An 18123-nucleotide genomic window follows, 5' to 3' on the forward strand; every position below is an offset into this window, starting at 1 on the left:
TATTTGTGACTAAACTAGTTAATCACGTTGTCATTAGCCTTATTTGATGCTAACCTATTTGATGTCAATACGTCAAAGAACTGTCTCTCTTTCGAGATTGTGGCCAACCGTTGTTGGCCTTCCTTATATTTGGGAGTGCAAAGGTATTGCACTTTTTCTTTCTTGTCAAGAAAAATTTGAAATTTATTTTTTCAAATTTTTCAACTTTCTCCTGTTTAACTACTTGATAAGAAGGCGATTACTATTTGCTAGCTACCGTCTGTTCGTGTTTGGGAGTGCAAAAGTAGGAGACTATTTTTATGAATGCAAGTCTCTTACAAAAGTTTTTCAAATAATTTAATCGGCCTGTAAGAATGGATAAGCAAAGTGCCTGGGACTCACATAAGTTTCCTTAATTGTACGTGCGGAAACCCACCGGTACAAATTCAGCGCAGATCCCGCCTTATCATTCGTTCCAGACGCCCGGGCACCGCCAAATGGCTGTTGTCCCACTACCGCCCCCGTTGGTTTGTCGTTAATATAAAAGTTACCAGCGGCATTCTGGAGCACTTTTGATACTTGATCGATCACATACCGGTCCTTCGCAAAGATAGATCCTGTCAGCGCATAAGGCGATGTTGTGTCGACAACCTGAAGAATAGCGTCAAATTCAGATGGCTCGTACACATAGATCGACAGTACGGGTCCGAATATCTCTTCGCACATGGTTCTGTATTGAGGATCGTTTACCTGTAGGACGGTTGGTTCTATAAAATACCCTTTCGAGCCGTCGTAGTTTCCACCGGCCACAATCCGTACCGCATCACTTTTTTTAGCCGCATCTATATAAGCTGTGATTTTTTTAAACGATTTTTCATCGATCACAGCATTAACGAAATTGGTAAAGTCTTCGACCGCGCCTGTTTTGATCTCGCTTAGGAATTGTTTCACTTTTGCTTCAACAGCTGGCCACAATGTTGATGGAATGTACGCGCGTGAGGCAGCTGAACATTTCTGCCCCTGGTATTCGAAGGCACCACGCACCAGCCCTGTCGCCACTTCTTCCGCATCTGCGGATTCGTGGGCAACGACGAAATCTTTACCCCCTGTTTCACCAACGATACGAGGATACGATTTGTATTTGTGGATATTGGCTCCAATCGTTCCCCAGATGGTTTGAAAGACACCGGTACTACCGGTGAAATGAATGCCTGCAAAATCCGGATGATTAAAAATCACGTCACCAGCCACAGGGCCATCCACGTAAATTAGGTTTATTACGCCGTCAGGTAGACCCGCTTCTGTCAATACATCCATAATGACTTTGGCGGATAATACCTGTGTATAAGCTGGCTTCCACACAACCGTGTTTCCCATCATGGCCGCCGATGTAGGCAGATTTCCGGCAATGGCCGTGAAGTTGAACGGCGTCAACGCAAAAACGAAACCTTCCAGCGGTCTGTATTCTAAGCGATTCCAGACACCCGGTGATGAATTTGGCTGCTGACGATATATTTCTGTTGCGTAATGAACATTGAAGCGAAGAAAATCAATGAACTCGCAGGCAGCATCAATCTCAGCCTGATATGCATTCTTCGATTGACCAAGCATTGTTGCCGCGTTGATTTTTGCCCGGTACGGGCCGGCTAATAAATCCGCTGCTTTCAGAAAAATGCTGGCTCGGTGTTCCCATGTCAAACTAGCCCAATTTTCCTTCGCGGCCAAAGCAGCGTCAATTGCCTGCTCAACATGCTGTGCATCTCCCTCGTGAAAATACCCGAGCGTATGCTGATGATCGTGGGGTGGCGAAACCCGCAGTTTGCGCTCTGTTCGCACCTTCTGACCGCCAATGTACATTGGAATATCAGTTTCTGTAGCGCGGAAATCCTGCAAGGCTTTCGTTAACGCTTCGCGTTCTGATGAACCTGGCCGGTACTCTTTCACCGGTTCGTTTACTGGATTTGGAACGTTAAATAACCCAATCGACATAACTAATTGATGATTATGGGACGATATGGCCTTAGTTAGCAACGGTTACTCTGCTTTTCTGACCAATCGCTCCTTTTGTGTTGTGAAGCATTTTAGCCCGTAAATGTACGGGTTGGTCTAGTTATCCACTAATCCACATCAGTTTTACATATTTTCAGGGGCTTGAGTTCGATTCATTAAACTGATTTACCGTACTTTGTAACTTTACTTTGACTTTCTTTATGCGATTTTATAGCACAAATAGCCCTCAGCAAACTGTTTCCGCCGAGGAAGCCCTTTTTCACAGTTTACCTGCTGATAAAGGCTTGTACATGCCGACTCCCCTACCGCATTTAGGTGCCGATTTTTTCGAGAAGATCGCCGGTCAGTCGTTGGCCGACATTGGGTTTGAAATCAGTAAAGCTTTATTCGGTGATGAGATTAGTACGGCTGATCTGGAAAATCTGACTCATCAGGCTTTTTCGTTTGACACACCGATTGTTGAGCTCGAACCAGGGAAGACGAGTGTACTGGAGCTGTTTCATGGTCCTTCACTAGCATTCAAAGACGTTGGTGCTCGTTACATGGCAGGCTTAATGTCTTATTATTCGAACCGTAATGATAAGGAAGTAAATATTCTGGTGGCTACTTCAGGTGACACTGGGGGAGCTGTCGCGATGGGTTTTCATAACGTTCCGGGTGTTCGCGTTTCTATCTTATATCCCACGGGGCGGGTGAGCGAACTTCAGGAAAAACAACTGACCACACTTGGCGGCAATATTCAGGCGTTTGAAGTAGATGGCTCATTCGACGATTGTCAGGCCATCGTTAAACAGGCTTTTGTTGACCCTGAATTGAATACGCATCTGTCGCTCTCATCGGCGAATTCGATCAATATCTTTCGATTGATTCCACAGGGCTTTTACTACGTTCGCGCTTATGGACAGGTGCGCAAGTATAGCAAGCCCGTCGTTTTCTCTACCCCAAGCGGAAACTTTGGTAATCTCAGTGCCGGTGCCATGGTCCAACAAATGGGCCTGCCGGTAGCCCATTTTGTGGCAGCAACCAACCTGAACAATGTTGTACCCGCTTACATAAAGACGGGATTGTATGCAACTAAGCCATCTGTTGCTACGGTCTCCAATGCGATGGATGTTGGAAGTCCCAGTAACTTCGTTCGGCTTTCTCATCTCTACAGCGATGGGTATGATCGCTTCAAGGAAAACGTTTCTGGCTATTTTTACGATGATGACGAAACCCGGGCGGGGATGCAGCGAATCGATGATCAATACGGCTATGTGGCCTGTCCTCATACGGCTATCGGCATTATGGGACTAGAAGCTTATCTGGCAGAAACGAAATTGGATTACACGGGTGTTGCTCTGGCTACGGCTCATCCGTCGAAATTTAAGCCGCTGGTCGAAGAGGTTCTAGGACGCCCTATTCGTGTTCCTGAGCGGCTAGCCATTTTGGCTGATCGGGATAAGCAAAGCATCCGCATCCCTGCTGATTACGAGGTTTTCAAAGAATCTTTACTGCAATCCGTTTCCTAAACGGTTATCCACAAAAAAGGCCTGACAGTCAAACGGCAGGCCTTTTTTGTGGATAACTACCAACACACGTGGATAACTAGTAACACAATTAATTAACGGTATCCCCACGCAGCGCCCGGAATCGTTTCCTGGATTCGGCACCATAAATACTTCCGGGGTATTGTGTCAGAACCTTTTGGTATGCGTCCATAGCGGCTGCTTTATCTTTCAGCCGATCTTCATAAATCTTTCCCTGCGTAAACAGCGCATCATCACCCAGAATATCTTTCGGGTAGGAAGCGGTTATCTTTTTCAAATCTTCCAGCGCTTCTGCGTTCTTCCCCTGTTTAAGGTAAGTATTTGCGCGAAGCCAAAGGATCTCATCAGCCAGTGGGTGTTCGGCGTACTTTGTCCACATGCCTTTGAGCGCTTCAATAGCTTCATCCGTTTTATTTTGAAACAGCAGCAGATCGATGGCTGCGTATTCGCGCATGGCGGCTTCGGTACTATCCATGCCCGTGTTATCCACAATCAGCAAACTTAACTGCTCGGCATCGTTGGCTATTTCGCGCGATGTAGCAATTTTCAATACATCCAGAATATCCTTGGCTACCACTAGATTTCCTCGGTAGTAGTGAAGCTTGGCATTTTTCAGCTTAGCCTCATAACCCAGCAACTCTTCTTTTTGTGACTTTTCAACCTGAGAATACAGCAGTGTGGATTCCCAAGGTTCCCCTTTCAGCAAGTAGATATCGCCTTTGTCGAGTTTGCAACGGTCAACGAAATTTTTGTCCGTCTTACCCAATTCAATGGCTAGATCAAGCACCGTTAAGGCTGTGTCTTTGCTGTCGAGGTAATTGCCGTATAGATTGGCCGTACTCCGGAGGGCTTCGAGCGTTTTAACATTGGTGCCGATTTCCTGAAGCATTTTCTGGTAGTCACCAATCAATTTACGAATTTCAACCTTGTCAACCGGATACGTATTTTTCACTTGCTCTTCGCGAGCCTGAATAACCAGCCGCCGAGCAAACGGATAGAGTTGACCCTGTGGATACGTCGTGGTTATATATTCGAACGACTCAGCGGCTGTTTTGTACTCTTTGTTGTTCATCGCCAGCATGCCGAGATCATATACACGGCTACCGTTCAGTTTTACGCGCTTATCAGTCGCTTTCTCCTGTAGCAAGGCTCGGCCAAATTTCTGCTTTTGCACAAAATACCAGATCAATAATTCATTGTAGGCGAGTTCATTCGGTTCTTGCTGTATTTTGGCGTACAGGGCTTTTTCCACAAGTGGCTCATCCTTGGTGTTGATAAACCCCTGAAGGGCTGCCAGCACCGTTTCTTTTTTGTCTGGCTGTTTACTGGTTGTTATGATTTCATTGATCGCTTTTTCGGTTTGACCCGTCGCCCGGTAGAGGCCCATTAAGTCCTCGCTGTAGGCCGTTGGCTCCTTACTGACCTCTCGGGCCGTCTCGAGTGCCCGGACCGCCCAGCGGGCCTCTCCTGCTTCGTTGAAGGCACTCGCTATCTTTTCGAGCTTGTTGGTCGCTGACTTGCTCGATTGCAAAGCCGCATTAAATTGATTACTCGCCAGCACCGTGTCACCCTGTTGGGTAGCTAACTGGCCCATCAGCAATTGGTAGTATGGGCGGTTCGGCTCATCGCTTCGTTCCTGCTTGCGCAGGTATTTGGCGGCTTCATCCGTCTTGTTACTTTTTTGCAGGCTATTCACATACCGCGACAGGCGAATCCAGGTCACGTCGGTTTTCAACAGCTTGGCATATTCGTTCGCGGCTTTTTCGAACTCCCCTGCTTTGTAATATTCTTCGGCCAACGTCGCCCCCCCCTGCCCCAAGGCAAGTCCGGCTGACAAGAGCCACATCAGCCCAACAAAGACTTTTGACCTTATTAACATTTTATATAAAAGATTTTTTAAAGAAACATTATTATAACCATTAGCTGTGTGGATATGTGTATAAATAAGTTGTCCACTTCTCAAGATACATAATGTGGATAAGATCCACAACATATCCACGTACCAGTTTAATGTTATCCACTTCTAACCTACTGGTCGCTAGGTAAATAACATTTTATCCACATTTTTCTTGCATAACGAGTGTGGATTTGTGAATAAATTTTGTGCACATTTTCGAGTGGGGACAGCGTGTGGGTGAGTTTGTGATATGTCGTAGTTTCTCCACAAGAATCGTCCGAAAAAAAAGGGATGTGGATTACTGCTCGATTCATCCACATCCTCTTATCCCTTTATAAACAATTTATCCACGTTTAACCCCTAGTTATACACATGGTTATACACATAAAATTTTAACTTTTTTAATTTAGAATTGACCTTTCCCTATCAAGCTGAAAAAGGTCCTCTTAGGCAGTGAATAACTGGCTTATCGGCTCTTTTGAAAGAGATAGATCAAACTGGACGAGTTGCCTGTTTGCTTGGCGTGGTTATTCGAGGCTAATCCTATCCGCACACTTTTCAGATAATCGGTCTTACCTGTCATGTACCGTGTACTCAGCATAGCAATATAGAATGCGTCAAATACCATAGGCTTTTTGTCAACAAGCGTTAACCCATGTTTTTTGAATAGTACCTCAATGGTTGATGGGGTAAAATGATGCAGGTGACGAGGTACATCGTAAGCGGCCCAGTACTCCTTGAAGTACTGAGCGTCGTAAGAGTCTGAGTTCGGAACAGCAATCAGCAACGTCCCCTTTGGGTCAAGTAAGTTATTAAGTTGCGGTATTGTCTCGTTCAGGTTCGGAATGTGTTCGAGTACATGCCACAGCGTAATGATGTCAACGGGTTGCTTCCCGCTAAGCGATTCAAGGCTTGGCTGAATATCGGCGTTCAGTTTTTTTTGCGCAATAGCACGAGCGTCCTGATCGGGTTCCATCCCTGACACTTGCCAACCAGCCTGTTTACATGTATCCAGAAAAGCGCCCGTCCCGCAACCTACGTCGAGCAGTTGACCCTTGCCCCCGTTGAGTTTGTTGATCAGTGTTAACTTCGACTGAAGCGTGTGATTACGAACTAACCGATACGCTGTATTGATCAATCCACTGCTCTCATCATTGTGCGAAACATACTGCTCCGATTTGTAATAAGAGCCTATCGACGTTTTATCAGGTCGCGGGTTTGTAAATCTGAATCCACAGGTTTGGCATTGGTCAATCGTGAATTTTTCACTACTAACGAGATAATCTTTACAAACCAAAAAAGGCGTAAATGCAGTGCTGTCACAAACTGGACATGAGTGTGTGGTTTCCAAGATGAGAGGGTGAATTGCGTGAAAACAAGGAGGCCCTGATTACTTGTTACGCAACCAGGGCCTGACTAATTAATTAACGGCCCATATAGACCAGAAGAATCGAAACATCGGAAGGACTTACCCCGCTGATGCGGGATGCCTGACCAATCGTTGCTGGCCGAAGCCGTTTTAATTTTTCTTTTCCTTCAAACGACAACGCTTTGAGCCGGTCATAGTCGAATGTTGGATTGATCGACAAACTTTCCCATTTATCTAGTTTCTCGGCATTCTGTTTTTCCCGGTTGAGGTAATCCTCGTACTTGATCTCAATGACCGTTTGTTCCAAAGTCTCCTCCCCTACCCCAGGCATATCCGGAAGAAAACTCAGCAACTCTTTTACGTCAGACTGGTCTATCTCTGGCCGTTTCAGGAGTGTGTATAGACTGTTCTTCTCGCGTAATGGGGAACTACCCTTAGCTTCCAGCCAATCATTTATCTCTTCCGGTTTTACTTTAGCTAATCGTATTGCCTCGGTTAGTTGGGCAATACCACTACGTTTGGTAACCATCATTTCATACCGTTGCTGCGATGCCAGACCAATGGCATAGCCCTTCTCAGTAAGCCGCAGATCTGCATTATCCTGCCGTAATAAGGTACGGTATTCAGCTCTTGAGGTAAACATGCGGTATGGTTCTTCGGTGCCTTTCGTGATCAGATCGTCGATCAACACACCGATATAGCCTTCTGAACGCTTGATCGTAAATTCAGCTTCTTCGTTCACGTTTCGGTGCGCATTGATACCGGCCATCAAACCCTGACAAGCCGCTTCTTCATAGCCCGTTGTACCATTGATCTGACCGGCGAAAAAGAGATTTTTGACTAACTGCGTCTCAAGTGTTGGCTTTAATTGCGTGGGTGGAAAAAAGTCATATTCAACCGCATAGCCTGGTCTGAACATGCGTATATTCTCAAAGCCAGGTATTTTTCGCAAGGCATCGTACTGAACCGTTTCGGGTAGCGAGGTCGAGAATCCGTTCACGTAGACTTCGACAGTATCCCATCCTTCCGGTTCTACGAAAATTTGATGTCGATCTTTATCCGCAAACCGATTGATTTTATCCTCGACCGATGGACAGTAGCGCGGACCCAGCCCTTTGATCCGACCCGTAAACATGGGCGATTTTTCAAACCCTTTCTTGAGTTCGTCATGAACAGCCTGATTTGTGTACGTTATCCAGCAGCTGCGTTGTTTCGTCAGGGCTGGGGTATTCGTGTAGGAAAACTTGCCTGGTTTTTCGTCACCTAGCTGTTCTTCCATCAAATCATAATTGAGACTTCGGCCATCGACTCGGGGAGGAGTTCCGGTCTTCATCCGACCCGACTCGAAACCGAGCGTAATCAGCTGTTCCGTCAAACCCGTTGCCGCTCGCTCCGCTGTTCGTCCGCCACCGAATATTTTTTCGCCAATAAACATTCGACCATTTAGGAACGTGCCGTTTGTGAGGACAACTGCTTTGGCAAAAAAATCGACACCCAGACTGGTTTTTACACCCGTTATATGACCGTCTTTAACAAGTACTTCATTAACGGTATCTTGCCAGAAATCAATATTTCTGTTTTCTTCTAACGCTTTTCGCCATTCTGACGCAAACACGTGCCGATCGCTTTGACAACGGGGACTCCACATGGCAGGGCCTTTCGATCGATTCAACATTCTAAATTGAATCATACTCTTGTCACTAATGATTCCCGACAGTCCGCCAAGTGCATCGACTTCACGCACAATCTGCCCTTTGGCAACACCGCCCATAGCCGGGTTACACGACATTTGTGCAATGGTCTGCATATTCATTGTGATGAGCAATACCTTAGAACCCATAGTGGCGGCAGCACTAGCCGCTTCACAACCGGCGTGCCCTGCTCCAACTACAATGACATCGTAAGAAGAAAACATTTTTGATGATTTTTGAAAAATGTTTCACGTGGAAACTTTTCACAAAATTGATAAAAGTTGATGAAAAGCAAAAAAACGTGAATGACTTAATAGTAGGGCAACAAAAAACCGTCAGCCTTTGTGCCAGACTGACGGTTAAAAAAGAAACGGGTAATCAATCTCTATTTACTTACTTTTTGCAAATACTGATTGGCTTCCTTTTTGTAAAACAGATTATAGTTAGGCGTCACTGACCGAAGTACTTCAACCTGTTTCGTTTTATTCTGCATGTTCGTAGAATCAAAGAAAGAGGGCGAACTACGCTTCGTTGACTTAGCTGCTTCAGCTTGGCGCTTTGGATCTTCCTCCTGCTGCTTGAGCGCTTTTTCGGACTCAAGCAGGCGAGTCAAGATTTCATTCTGACGGTTGATGGTTTGCGGATTCACACGTTTATTGACCAAATCAGTTTCCGTCTCGTCCATTTTCTCCATTAGTTCTTTAACCTGCTTCTCCTGTTGCTTACCGGCTTCGGTCCCTTTTGCACTCTCTTCCAGCTTCTTAAGCAGATTACGAATCATCGCCTGCTCAGCGGCCATTTGCGAAAGTTCTTCGGAAAGTCCCCTGCCCGTCTTCCCGCCTTTTTGAAGCTGCTGCATACGGCCATTTAATTGCTTCTGCATCTCCCCCATCTCACTACCCGGACTATTTCCTTTCTTACTACCTTTTCCCTTGCCGGGCATTGCCATGGCATTCATTTGTTGCTGCATGTTTTTTAACACGTCGCTCAGCATCAAAGCAAGGTTGTTAATGGATGTCATAGCAAACTGTTGTTTCGAGGCTGCCATGCTCAGCCGACGATCACGCAATTGCTGAACGCTTTCGTCCATGTACGATTTCATGTTTGTCAGCTCGCGGGTTACGAACGACTGAATTTGCACGACACGGCTGGCCAATGCATTAAGACTGTCCTCAATAATTTTAGCATCATCCTGAAGTTTCAGTTGCTCTTGCGACAGCTTGGTCACGCGGGGATCCTGTAGGCTCATACCACGAAAATCCTTCATGACATGCTCTTGTCCGAAGGAAAGTGTAATGAGATTCTCAAGAATATTCCGAAGGTCATCCATGTTCTCCTGCATTTCCTGCATCTCCGACGACTCCATCGATTCCTTCATCGATTTGCTCATGGAACGCATTGATTTGGCCGATTTGCTCTGCGACGACGAAGCCTTTTTGCTTTGATTTTGTTTCATCTGCTTCGTGGCCTCTTCCATCTCCTTCTCAATTTCTTGCTGTTCCTTTTCTGAGGATTCAGGCTTGTTGAGTTCATCTTTCTCGGCCTGCTTCTGCAACTCTTTTAGTTGCTCTTCGGTCTTCTTAAAATCCTCCTGTGACTTTTCCTGTTGCTTCTGTTGCTCTTCAGACGATTCATTTTTCTTGGCATTTTCTTCAGCCTGCTTGTCCAACTGCTCCGCCTGTTTCTCAAGATTCTCCGCAATGTTGTTAACTTTTTGTTCCAGCTGCATTTGCTTGAAGAGCTTCAACGCCCGGTCTAGGTCACGTTCCAGATTGCGCTCTTTTCGACTTAACTTATCGAGCATTTCAGATGCTTTTTCATCCTGCTTGCGTTCCAGTAGCTGCTTCAATTGCTCATAAAGCTGTTTCGATTCAGGATCAAGCAAGTCATTGAAAAGCTTCTGCAACTGCTGCATTTTGTCCTGCATCTCCTGATTTTTCTCCGCAAAGCGCTGCTGCGTATCATTCGTTTTCTGGAACTGCTCCTGAAGCTTCTGAACCTCTTTCATCAGTTCTTCACGCTTCTGCAAAATATCCTGCAGCTGTTTCTTATCCTGAAAGTCTGACGATTTCTTGGTGCGCATTCGGTCTTCCATGGCGCTTAGCTCTTTCTTGATTGCCTGTGTTTTGCTAAGTGCATTATCAATTTGCTGCTCGGTCTTCTCCGCCGATTCATCGACTTGTTTCTGGATTTCAGCGTTCGATGGGATGACGAAATTCAACTGATTCGATCGGCTGGACTTGGGTCCATTCACACCATCGTTGTCCCACACCTGAACGAAATATTCCAGACGGTCTTCTTGGCCGAGCTTCAAACTGTCGAGCGACCAGTTATAAATAAAGTTCTGTGAGGTGGTCGATCGGTTGACAGGAATCTCCTTACTGTACATAGGTGATGGCTTCCCATTACGATTGATCTTGTAGTTTAACCGCAGTTTAGAAAAACCGTAATCATCCGAAACCAGCCCGGAAAGTGCGATATAATTGTACGTAACCGTGTCCTGAATACGATCAACCGAAATCTGTGGGAAGCGGTCGGGTATCACCTGAACATTGTACTGGATAGTTGACGGTGTTGAAATCTGACCATTCTTCAGCGACACCGTGTACATGGCGTTCTGCATTAACCGGCGATTGACCGTAAACGTGTTGGCATCCGCTAAGCGTGCTGGTGTGGGTTTAGCGTCGGTGTTAAAACGAAGCAAAAGCGAATCTGTGTGATCGGCGGCAAACTCCCAATTCACTACTGTTCCCTGTGGCACAAGCAGGTTACCAACGTTCGCCAACTGCTCGGTTGGCTTGTTGAGGTAAGCCGGATAATCGAGCCGAACGTTGAACGACAGTACAGCCGGGCGATCAATGAGCGTCACTTTATAGGTGGGAGAATTAAAACCTGATGCCTCTAAATGAAAATTAAGATCCCGTTGCAGGTTATCAAAATTGTAGGTAAACCGATCTCCCGACTGCTCAAGTTTAAACCGTGTTCCGTTGGTAACCACGTAAACAGATTGAGGTAATGCGTCGCCTGATAGCCTAACAGAAAGTGGGAAATCCTCATTTCGAAACGCCTTCATCGATTTGTTCTGCACGACAAATTGAAAAGGAGCTTCTTCTACAAATTCCTCATTATAGTTTACTAATCGCGTTGATGAGCTGGTGAAAAAGGCTGGATTCAACACTAGTATCAACAAGATAAGGGCAAGGGGCGGTATTGCGTATTTCAGAAACTGTCGGTTGCGACTAATCTGAATGGCATTAGAAAATCGGTTGATGAGCAACTGCTGTGAACGCTGATTCAGGCTTGCTTCCAGTAGGTCGCTCTGGTCGGTCGAGATACGCTGGAGCTGTAGCGTGTTCAGAAGCTTATCCCCTATCTCCGGAAAAAAGAGACCAATCTGTTTAGCCGCTTCATCATTCGATAACGGCTTGTTCAGTCCATAAAGACTCATGAGTGGTCGCAGGACCAACAGATATAAACCAGCCAGAACGGTCAGCAAAAAACCAAAGAAAAGAATGCCACGTCCTGTAGAATCGAACCGACCAATAAATTCGGCCGTGTTGATCAGTAAGTAGCCACTTCCGAGCAAGGCAATGAAGAACAAAACGCCTTTCACCAATTGATTCTGAAAGTAACGCTTCTTGTATTCCTCGATGCGTTGCACTAACATCGTGTACGAGTTTGATGAGTGCATAGGGGTTCAGGTTGAGCTATTGAACGAGTTCAGACTGGAAGTAAGTGATAACGTGTTCTTTTAGAAAATTCTCCTGAGCCAATAAATCGGCATGAGGAATTGATTTTATCAGGGTCCATTGAGGCCACCCATCTTTATCGTAGCCATCAAATGTATAATACCCCGATTGGCTCAAAACGCGGCAGACGGCAATGTGCATTAAGTCCTGTTTGACCTCTTTAGAAAATCGTCTGGGACCTTTGCCCAGTTCCTGTACGCCAATCAGGAATAAAACGGCGTTGAGGTCAGCCGGGCGTTTTCCAACCAACATTTCCAGTTGATCAAGCAACACTTCCCAAGCCTCATCTATGGGTTTTGTATTCACAGTAATCCAGGTATTTATTGTTCTGTGTAATTTACAATGATTTCTATTAACTAACGAACAATCACCATGTTTCGGTTTATCCGCACCCTATCCGTTGACTTTATAAATCTACTTTTTCCTACCCTTTGTCTGGGTTGCAATCGATCACTGGATATTAACGAAAAACTACTGTGTACGCATTGTCGAATTAACTTACCCGAAACAGGTCAGCATCGCCAGCCCTACGACGTAACGTTGCTCAACAAGTTTGGCGGCAAAGTGCCTATTGAGTTTGTTGCTTCGTTCATGTATTTCTCAAAAGCAGGAATCGTGCAAAAGCTAATCCATCAGATCAAATACAAGGGTCAAAAAGAGGCTGCAAAGGAGATCGCAGAATGGTATGGTAGTCAGCTGAAAGCAGAAAGTGATCTGATTCAGGATATAGACGTATTGATTGGCGTTCCGTTGCACAAAAGCCGTCAGCAACAGCGCGGTTATAACCAGGCTGACTGGATTGCGGAAGGACTTGCCGAAGCGCTTGGCGTTCCGGCACGAACAGACTTGCTTATCCAGAAACGGTTCAAAGAATCACAAACGCGAAAGAATAGAATCGAACGCTGGCAGAATGTAAACACGGTATTTGCGGTGCCTAACCCAGAAGAGATTCGGGGCAAAACCGTCGTAATTGTCGATGATGTACTAACAACAGGGGCAACGATTGAAGCCTGCGCCATTGAGCTATTACAGGCTGGCTGTAAATCGGTCGGTGTGCTTACGTTAGCTGCTACGCATCGGTAATAGAAACTATGGGGAATAAAAAAGCGGCCATTCATTGATGAATGGCCGCACTCTACGTTTATTTTTCGCTAATCAGGGACGCTATTTATTACGGCCAACACCGATCATCGCACAACGGAAACCAATCATTGCCGTTGCCGAATCCTGATCCAGGAATCGACGTGTACCCGGAGACAGCCAATACGCTACGTCATTCCAGGAACCACCTTTGTAAACGCGCAATTTATCATCGATCAGCGACTGCTTATTTTTCGAATCGTAATCCTTGGCTTCATCCAGGTAGCCGTTCCGACGAATCGGGTTCAGGTCATTTACATCCTGATACGATAACGGACGATAAACGTCATATACCCACTCATTTACGTTTCCGGCCATGTTGTATAAACCGAAATCATTGGCAGGATACGAATAGATCTCCGCTGTGATGATCGCGCCATCATTCGAGCGACCAGCAATACCCGCATAGTCACCACGACCACGTTTAAAGTTGGCCAGCATCTGACCCTGTTTCCGACCCTTCTTAGGGTTCCGTACCGACGAGCCATCCCACGGATAAATCCGCTGGTTGATCTGATTCTCATCCATGTACTGCGTTCCGATCAGGGCTTTTGCCGCGTATTCCCACTCGGCTTCGGTTGGAAGACGATAGTCGGGTAGAATCATGCCGCTTTCCAAACTTGGTTTTGACGGAGTCGTTGACGTTGAGGCTTCTGCCAGAGCAGGTTCTTCAGCTGCTTTGGATTTCCGTTTCAGCGAGAAACCGCCCCCCTTTTTCTTCGGAGCACCCCCCTTTGCCAACTCATTGTTTACGGCATTTGACCGCCATACCGCGTAATCACTTGCCTGTACCCACGATACGCCGACAACGGGGTAATACCGGAAAGCCGGATAACGAAGATACTGAGTAACATAGGAGTCATTGAACGAAAGTGGATTTGCCCAAACGGTTGTATCAGGCAAAGCCGCTTTTACTACTTCTTCGGACGAGTCGCGCGTGATGGCGTTTAGATACTCAAGGTAGTGGACGTTCGCCATTTCGGTTTCGTCCATGTAGAACGACTGGATCGAAACGGTGCGCTCCCGGTTATCGCGACTGTTCATCACGTCCTCTTCGAGCGCGCCCATCGTGAACCGGCCCCCTTCAATGAAAACAAGGTTCGGACCAGCTTTCTGTCCCGCAAATTTCTTGACCTGAAAACCATCTTTCTGGTTGTAAGCAATACCCGTAGCCGTACTTTGCTTGCCAGGTTTCACGCTGGTTGGGTGCTTAGACTTACAAGATGCAAGGGCCGCCGTTGCCAGTAGCACATAAGCCACTCGTTGCAGGTGATACTTTTGAATCATTGCTCTATTTTGTGTAAAAACGTAGGTGCAAAAATCGTAATTAATTTGTCAACTCTCCCAGTATTTCTGTCAGTTGCTCAACGGAATATACGTCGTTATGCGTAAATACTAGGCGGCTTTTCAGTTCCTTCAACGAACAACGGGCTGGATTTCGTTTAATGTACTCAATTACCTTGCCAAACCGGTCAGACTTGAAGAAGTCATCATTCCCGTTAGAAACGAAGTATCCTTTCAGGATATTATTCTTAAGCGTCAGTTTTTCAAGGTATAACCGTTCTGCACTCCACCGAACGTTCACCATTTTGATCAGATTTTTGACTTCTTCCGGCATTGGGCCGAAGCGATCCGAAACTTCCTGACTGAATGCGTTCAATTCGTCGACATCCTGAATACTGTCTAACCGGGTGTATAAAGCCAGTCTTTCCGAAATGTTAGATACGTATCGCTCGGGAATAACCACCTGAAGATCGGTTTCAATGATCGTGTCCGGTAAAGCCAGTTTCAGATCACCGGGTTTGGTCTCGAACAAATCCTTAAACTCATTCTCCCGTAATTCCTGCACCGCTTCGTCCAGTACTTTGTGGTACATCTCAAAACCCAGATCATTCACAAAACCACTCTGTTCCGCTCCCAGCAGATTACCCGCGCCACGGATGTCGAGGTCGCGCATGGCGATTTTGAATCCTTCGCCCAGGTCCGAAAAATCCTCAAGGGTTTGGAGTCGTTTCCGAGCATCCGATGTCATCACCGACGGCGGTGGAGTCAATAGATAACAGAAGGCTTTTCGGTTCGAACGGCCTACCCTACCGCGCATCTGGTGCAGATCGGACAGGCCAAAGTAGTGCGCGTTATTGATCAGGATCGTGTTGGCATTAGAGATATCAAGACCGGATTCGATAATGTTGGTCGAAATGAGTACGTCGAAATCGCCCTCGATGAATCGGGTCATCACGCGTTCCAGCTTATCACCTTCCATCTGGCCGTGGGCAACGCCAATCCGCGCTTCAGGAACCAGTCGCAAGATCAGGTTACCGATCGATTCAATATCGTTGACGCGGTTGTGAACGAAGAAAACCTGACCACCGCGCCGAACCTCGTAACTGATTGCATCGCGGATCGTTGCTTCATTGAACGGATGAACTTCGGTGGTTACAGGCTGGCGGTTTGGCGGTGGGGTAGCAATGACGGAGAGGTCACGCGCACCCATAAGCGAAAAGTGCAGCGTACGTGGGATAGGCGTCGCCGTGAGCGTCAACACATCCACTTCCACCCGCATTTCTTTCAATCGATCTTTTGTTTTAACGCCAAATTTTTGCTCCTCATCAATAACCAGCAAGCCTAAATCTTTGAATTTAATGTCTTTATTGACGATTCGGTGCGTTCCAATCAGAATACCGATTTCACCGGAAGCAACGCCTTTCAAAATTTCTTTCGTCTGGGCTGCCGTCCGGAAGCGGTTTATGTACTCAATTTTTACCGGAAAGTCGGCCATGCGTTCGCTGAACGTCTTGAAGTGCTGCATCGCCAAAATCGTTGTCGGCACGAGCACCGCTACCTGCTTATTGTCGGTTACGGCTTTAAAAGCCGCACGAATAGCGATCTCTGTCTTGCCAAACCCAACATCGCCACAAACCAGCCGGTCCATTGGGTGCGGCTGCTCCATATCGTCCTTGACATCGTTGGTTGCTTTCGCCTGATCGGGGGTGTCTTCGTAGAGAAAAGACGATTCGAGTTCGACCTGAAGAAAACTATCGCGGCTGTAAGCGAAGCCAGGCGCATTGCGTCGTTTGGCATACAGGGCAATCAGTTCGCGGGCAATGTCTTTTACCTGCTTCCGAATGCGTGACTTCTTCTGCTCCCATTCCTGCGAACCCAGCTTGCTCATGGTTGGCGGCCCACCTTCCCGACCGCTGTATTTCGCGATCTTGTGGAGGCTGTGAATGCTGACTAGCAAGATGTCATTATCCCGATAAATCAAGCGAATCGCTTCCTGTTCGTTGCCCGCATGATCTACTTTCTCTAGACCGGCAAAGCGACCGATTCCATGATCGACGTGGGTCACGTAATCACCGGGTTGAAGCGTTTTTAATTCGCGTAAGGTTAGCGCTTTCGATTTGGAAAACTTGTCCTGAACGCGAAATTTGTAATACCGATCGAATATCTGGTGATCCGTGAAGCAGGCTATTTTTAGCGCGTCGTCAATGAACCCTTCCCGCAAACCAACAGTCATCGGCTGAAACTTAACGAATGGGTCAAGTTCCTCAAAAATGGTTTTTAGCCGGTCGAGCTGTTTGAATGATTCAGCCGCAATGATGTTGGTATATCCTTTCGATTGATTCTCGCCCAGTACATCGACCAGACGCTTGAAATCTTTATTAAACGAGGGCTGGGGTTTGGAATGATACTGTTGCCGGCCCTCGGTTTTGAAATAGAATTTACGACCAAATTCCACCGTCCTGAAGCCTTTCAATTGATTGAGAAAGCTTCGTCTGGTTTCAAACAGATCATTCGGGTCTGCTACAATCTGAATACCTCCGCTGTTGGCCAATACCGTTGTAAAACTTTGCTCGGCTTTCTCGTAACACTTCTCGATCATTTCGAGCGTAAACTCAACATCTTTCACCCAGATCGTAGTCGCATCAGGCAGGAAGTCGAAGAATGGTTCGCGGGTTTCCTCGATGAGTTTGGTCTGAATATTCGGTATGATGTTGATAAAATCAACAGGGTCGGTCGATAGCTGCGATTCCGGGCTAAACTTGCGAATGCTTTCAACCTCATCATCGAACAGATCGATCCGGAATGGGAACTCGCTGGCAAACGAAAACACGTCGATAATGCCACCACGCACTGAAAACTGTCCCGCTTCGTAGACGAAATCCGTTTTCTCGAATTCATAATTCTGAAGCAGCTCGGCTACAAAGTTTGTATCCAGCTTCTCCCCTACCCGAATTGTCAAGGTATTGGCCTGCAATGACCGTTTGTTGATCACTTTCTCCGATAACGCTTCCGGATACGTAACCATCAGCAAGCCGCTTTTGGGAGCTGGATTGAGCTTGTTGAGCACCTCCGCCCGCATCAGCACGTTTGCGTTCTCAACTTCCTCATACTGGTACGGCTTCTTATACGACATCGGGAACAGCAAAACCTCCCGACCCAGCAGATTCTGGAGGTCATTGAAGAAGTAAGCCGCTTCGTCGCGTTCCGTCAGCACAAATAAGTGATTGCCGCCCACCGATTTGAAAATAGTCGAGGCCAGTACAGCGTCTAGACTTCCGGCCATCCCTTTGATTTGCAGGCGTTGCGGATCGCTGGACGGTTTGTGGCTGAACGGTTCAGCTAGCAATTTTATAAAACTATCGTCGGCGTAAATACCGAGCAATTCTTCTGGTTTCAAGCGACGTTCAGGTTGTATGAGCAAACGCGAAAAGCCGCTGGAAGGACATTCCGGCGGCACGTAGATGTAACAGCAGGT

Annotated in this window: 10 protein-coding genes; 2 read left to right on the plus strand and 8 right to left on the minus strand. The window is 46.6% G+C overall.

The window, feature by feature from the left end; translation table 11 throughout:
* Positions 1-336: 336 nt before the first annotated feature.
* Complete coding sequence (gene pruA, locus GK091_RS00005) at positions 337-1968, minus strand: L-glutamate gamma-semialdehyde dehydrogenase (protein WP_164034599.1); 1632 nt, start codon at positions 1966-1968, stop codon at positions 337-339.
* 221 nt (positions 1969-2189) lie between these two features.
* On the opposite strand from pruA, the gene thrC reads away from it, so the two are divergent.
* Positions 2190-3500, plus strand: a complete 1311-nt coding sequence (gene thrC, locus GK091_RS00010; RefSeq protein WP_164034600.1) for a threonine synthase — start codon at positions 2190-2192, stop codon at positions 3498-3500.
* An 88-nt stretch (positions 3501-3588) separates the two neighbouring features.
* Here the strand turns inward: thrC and GK091_RS00015 are convergent, their stop codons facing one another.
* From GK091_RS00015 to GK091_RS00035, 5 genes are all read right to left on the minus strand, one after another.
* Positions 3589-5397, minus strand: coding sequence for a tetratricopeptide repeat protein (locus GK091_RS00015; RefSeq protein WP_246202103.1), 1809 nt, complete (start codon positions 5395-5397; stop codon positions 3589-3591).
* A 484-nt stretch (positions 5398-5881) separates the two neighbouring features.
* On the minus strand, positions 5882-6553 hold the full coding sequence (locus tag GK091_RS00020; RefSeq protein ID WP_317166257.1) for a class I SAM-dependent methyltransferase: 672 nt from the start codon (positions 6551-6553) through the stop codon (positions 5882-5884).
* 286 nt (positions 6554-6839) lie between these two features.
* The gene (mnmG, locus tag GK091_RS00025) at positions 6840-8699 is read right to left on the minus strand and encodes a tRNA uridine-5-carboxymethylaminomethyl(34) synthesis enzyme MnmG (RefSeq protein ID WP_164034602.1); all 1860 of its coding nucleotides are present in this window, start codon (positions 8697-8699) and stop codon (positions 6840-6842) included.
* 161 nt (positions 8700-8860) lie between these two features.
* Positions 8861-12166, minus strand: a complete 3306-nt coding sequence (locus GK091_RS00030) for a DUF4175 family protein (protein WP_164034603.1) — start codon at positions 12164-12166, stop codon at positions 8861-8863.
* 16 nt (positions 12167-12182) lie between these two features.
* Positions 12183-12476 carry a hypothetical protein gene (locus tag GK091_RS00035; RefSeq protein ID WP_170312661.1) on the minus strand — a complete coding sequence of 98 codons (294 nt, stop codon included), beginning with the start codon at positions 12474-12476 and terminating at the stop codon, positions 12183-12185.
* 120 nt (positions 12477-12596) lie between these two features.
* Here GK091_RS00035 and GK091_RS00040 point away from each other — a divergent pair, with 120 nt between their 5' ends.
* Positions 12597-13307: a ComF family protein gene (locus GK091_RS00040; protein WP_164034605.1), complete on the plus strand. Its 711-nt coding sequence runs from the start codon at positions 12597-12599 to the stop codon at positions 13305-13307.
* A gap of 81 nt (positions 13308-13388) precedes the next feature.
* Here the strand turns inward: GK091_RS00040 and GK091_RS00045 are convergent, their stop codons facing one another.
* Together GK091_RS00045 and mfd are read right to left on the minus strand one after the other, a co-directional pair.
* Positions 13389-14651 carry an SUMF1/EgtB/PvdO family nonheme iron enzyme gene (locus tag GK091_RS00045; protein WP_164034606.1) on the minus strand — a complete coding sequence of 421 codons (1263 nt, stop codon included), beginning with the start codon at positions 14649-14651 and terminating at the stop codon, positions 13389-13391.
* A gap of 40 nt (positions 14652-14691) precedes the next feature.
* A complete protein-coding gene (gene mfd, locus GK091_RS00050; protein ID WP_164034607.1) occupies positions 14692-18045 on the minus strand; it encodes a transcription-repair coupling factor in 3354 nt (1117 codons plus the stop codon).
* Positions 18046-18123: the final 78 nt, after the last annotated feature.

Source organism: Spirosoma agri, from assembly GCF_010747415.1.
Classification (GTDB): Bacteria; Bacteroidota; Bacteroidia; order Cytophagales; family Spirosomataceae; genus Spirosoma; species Spirosoma agri.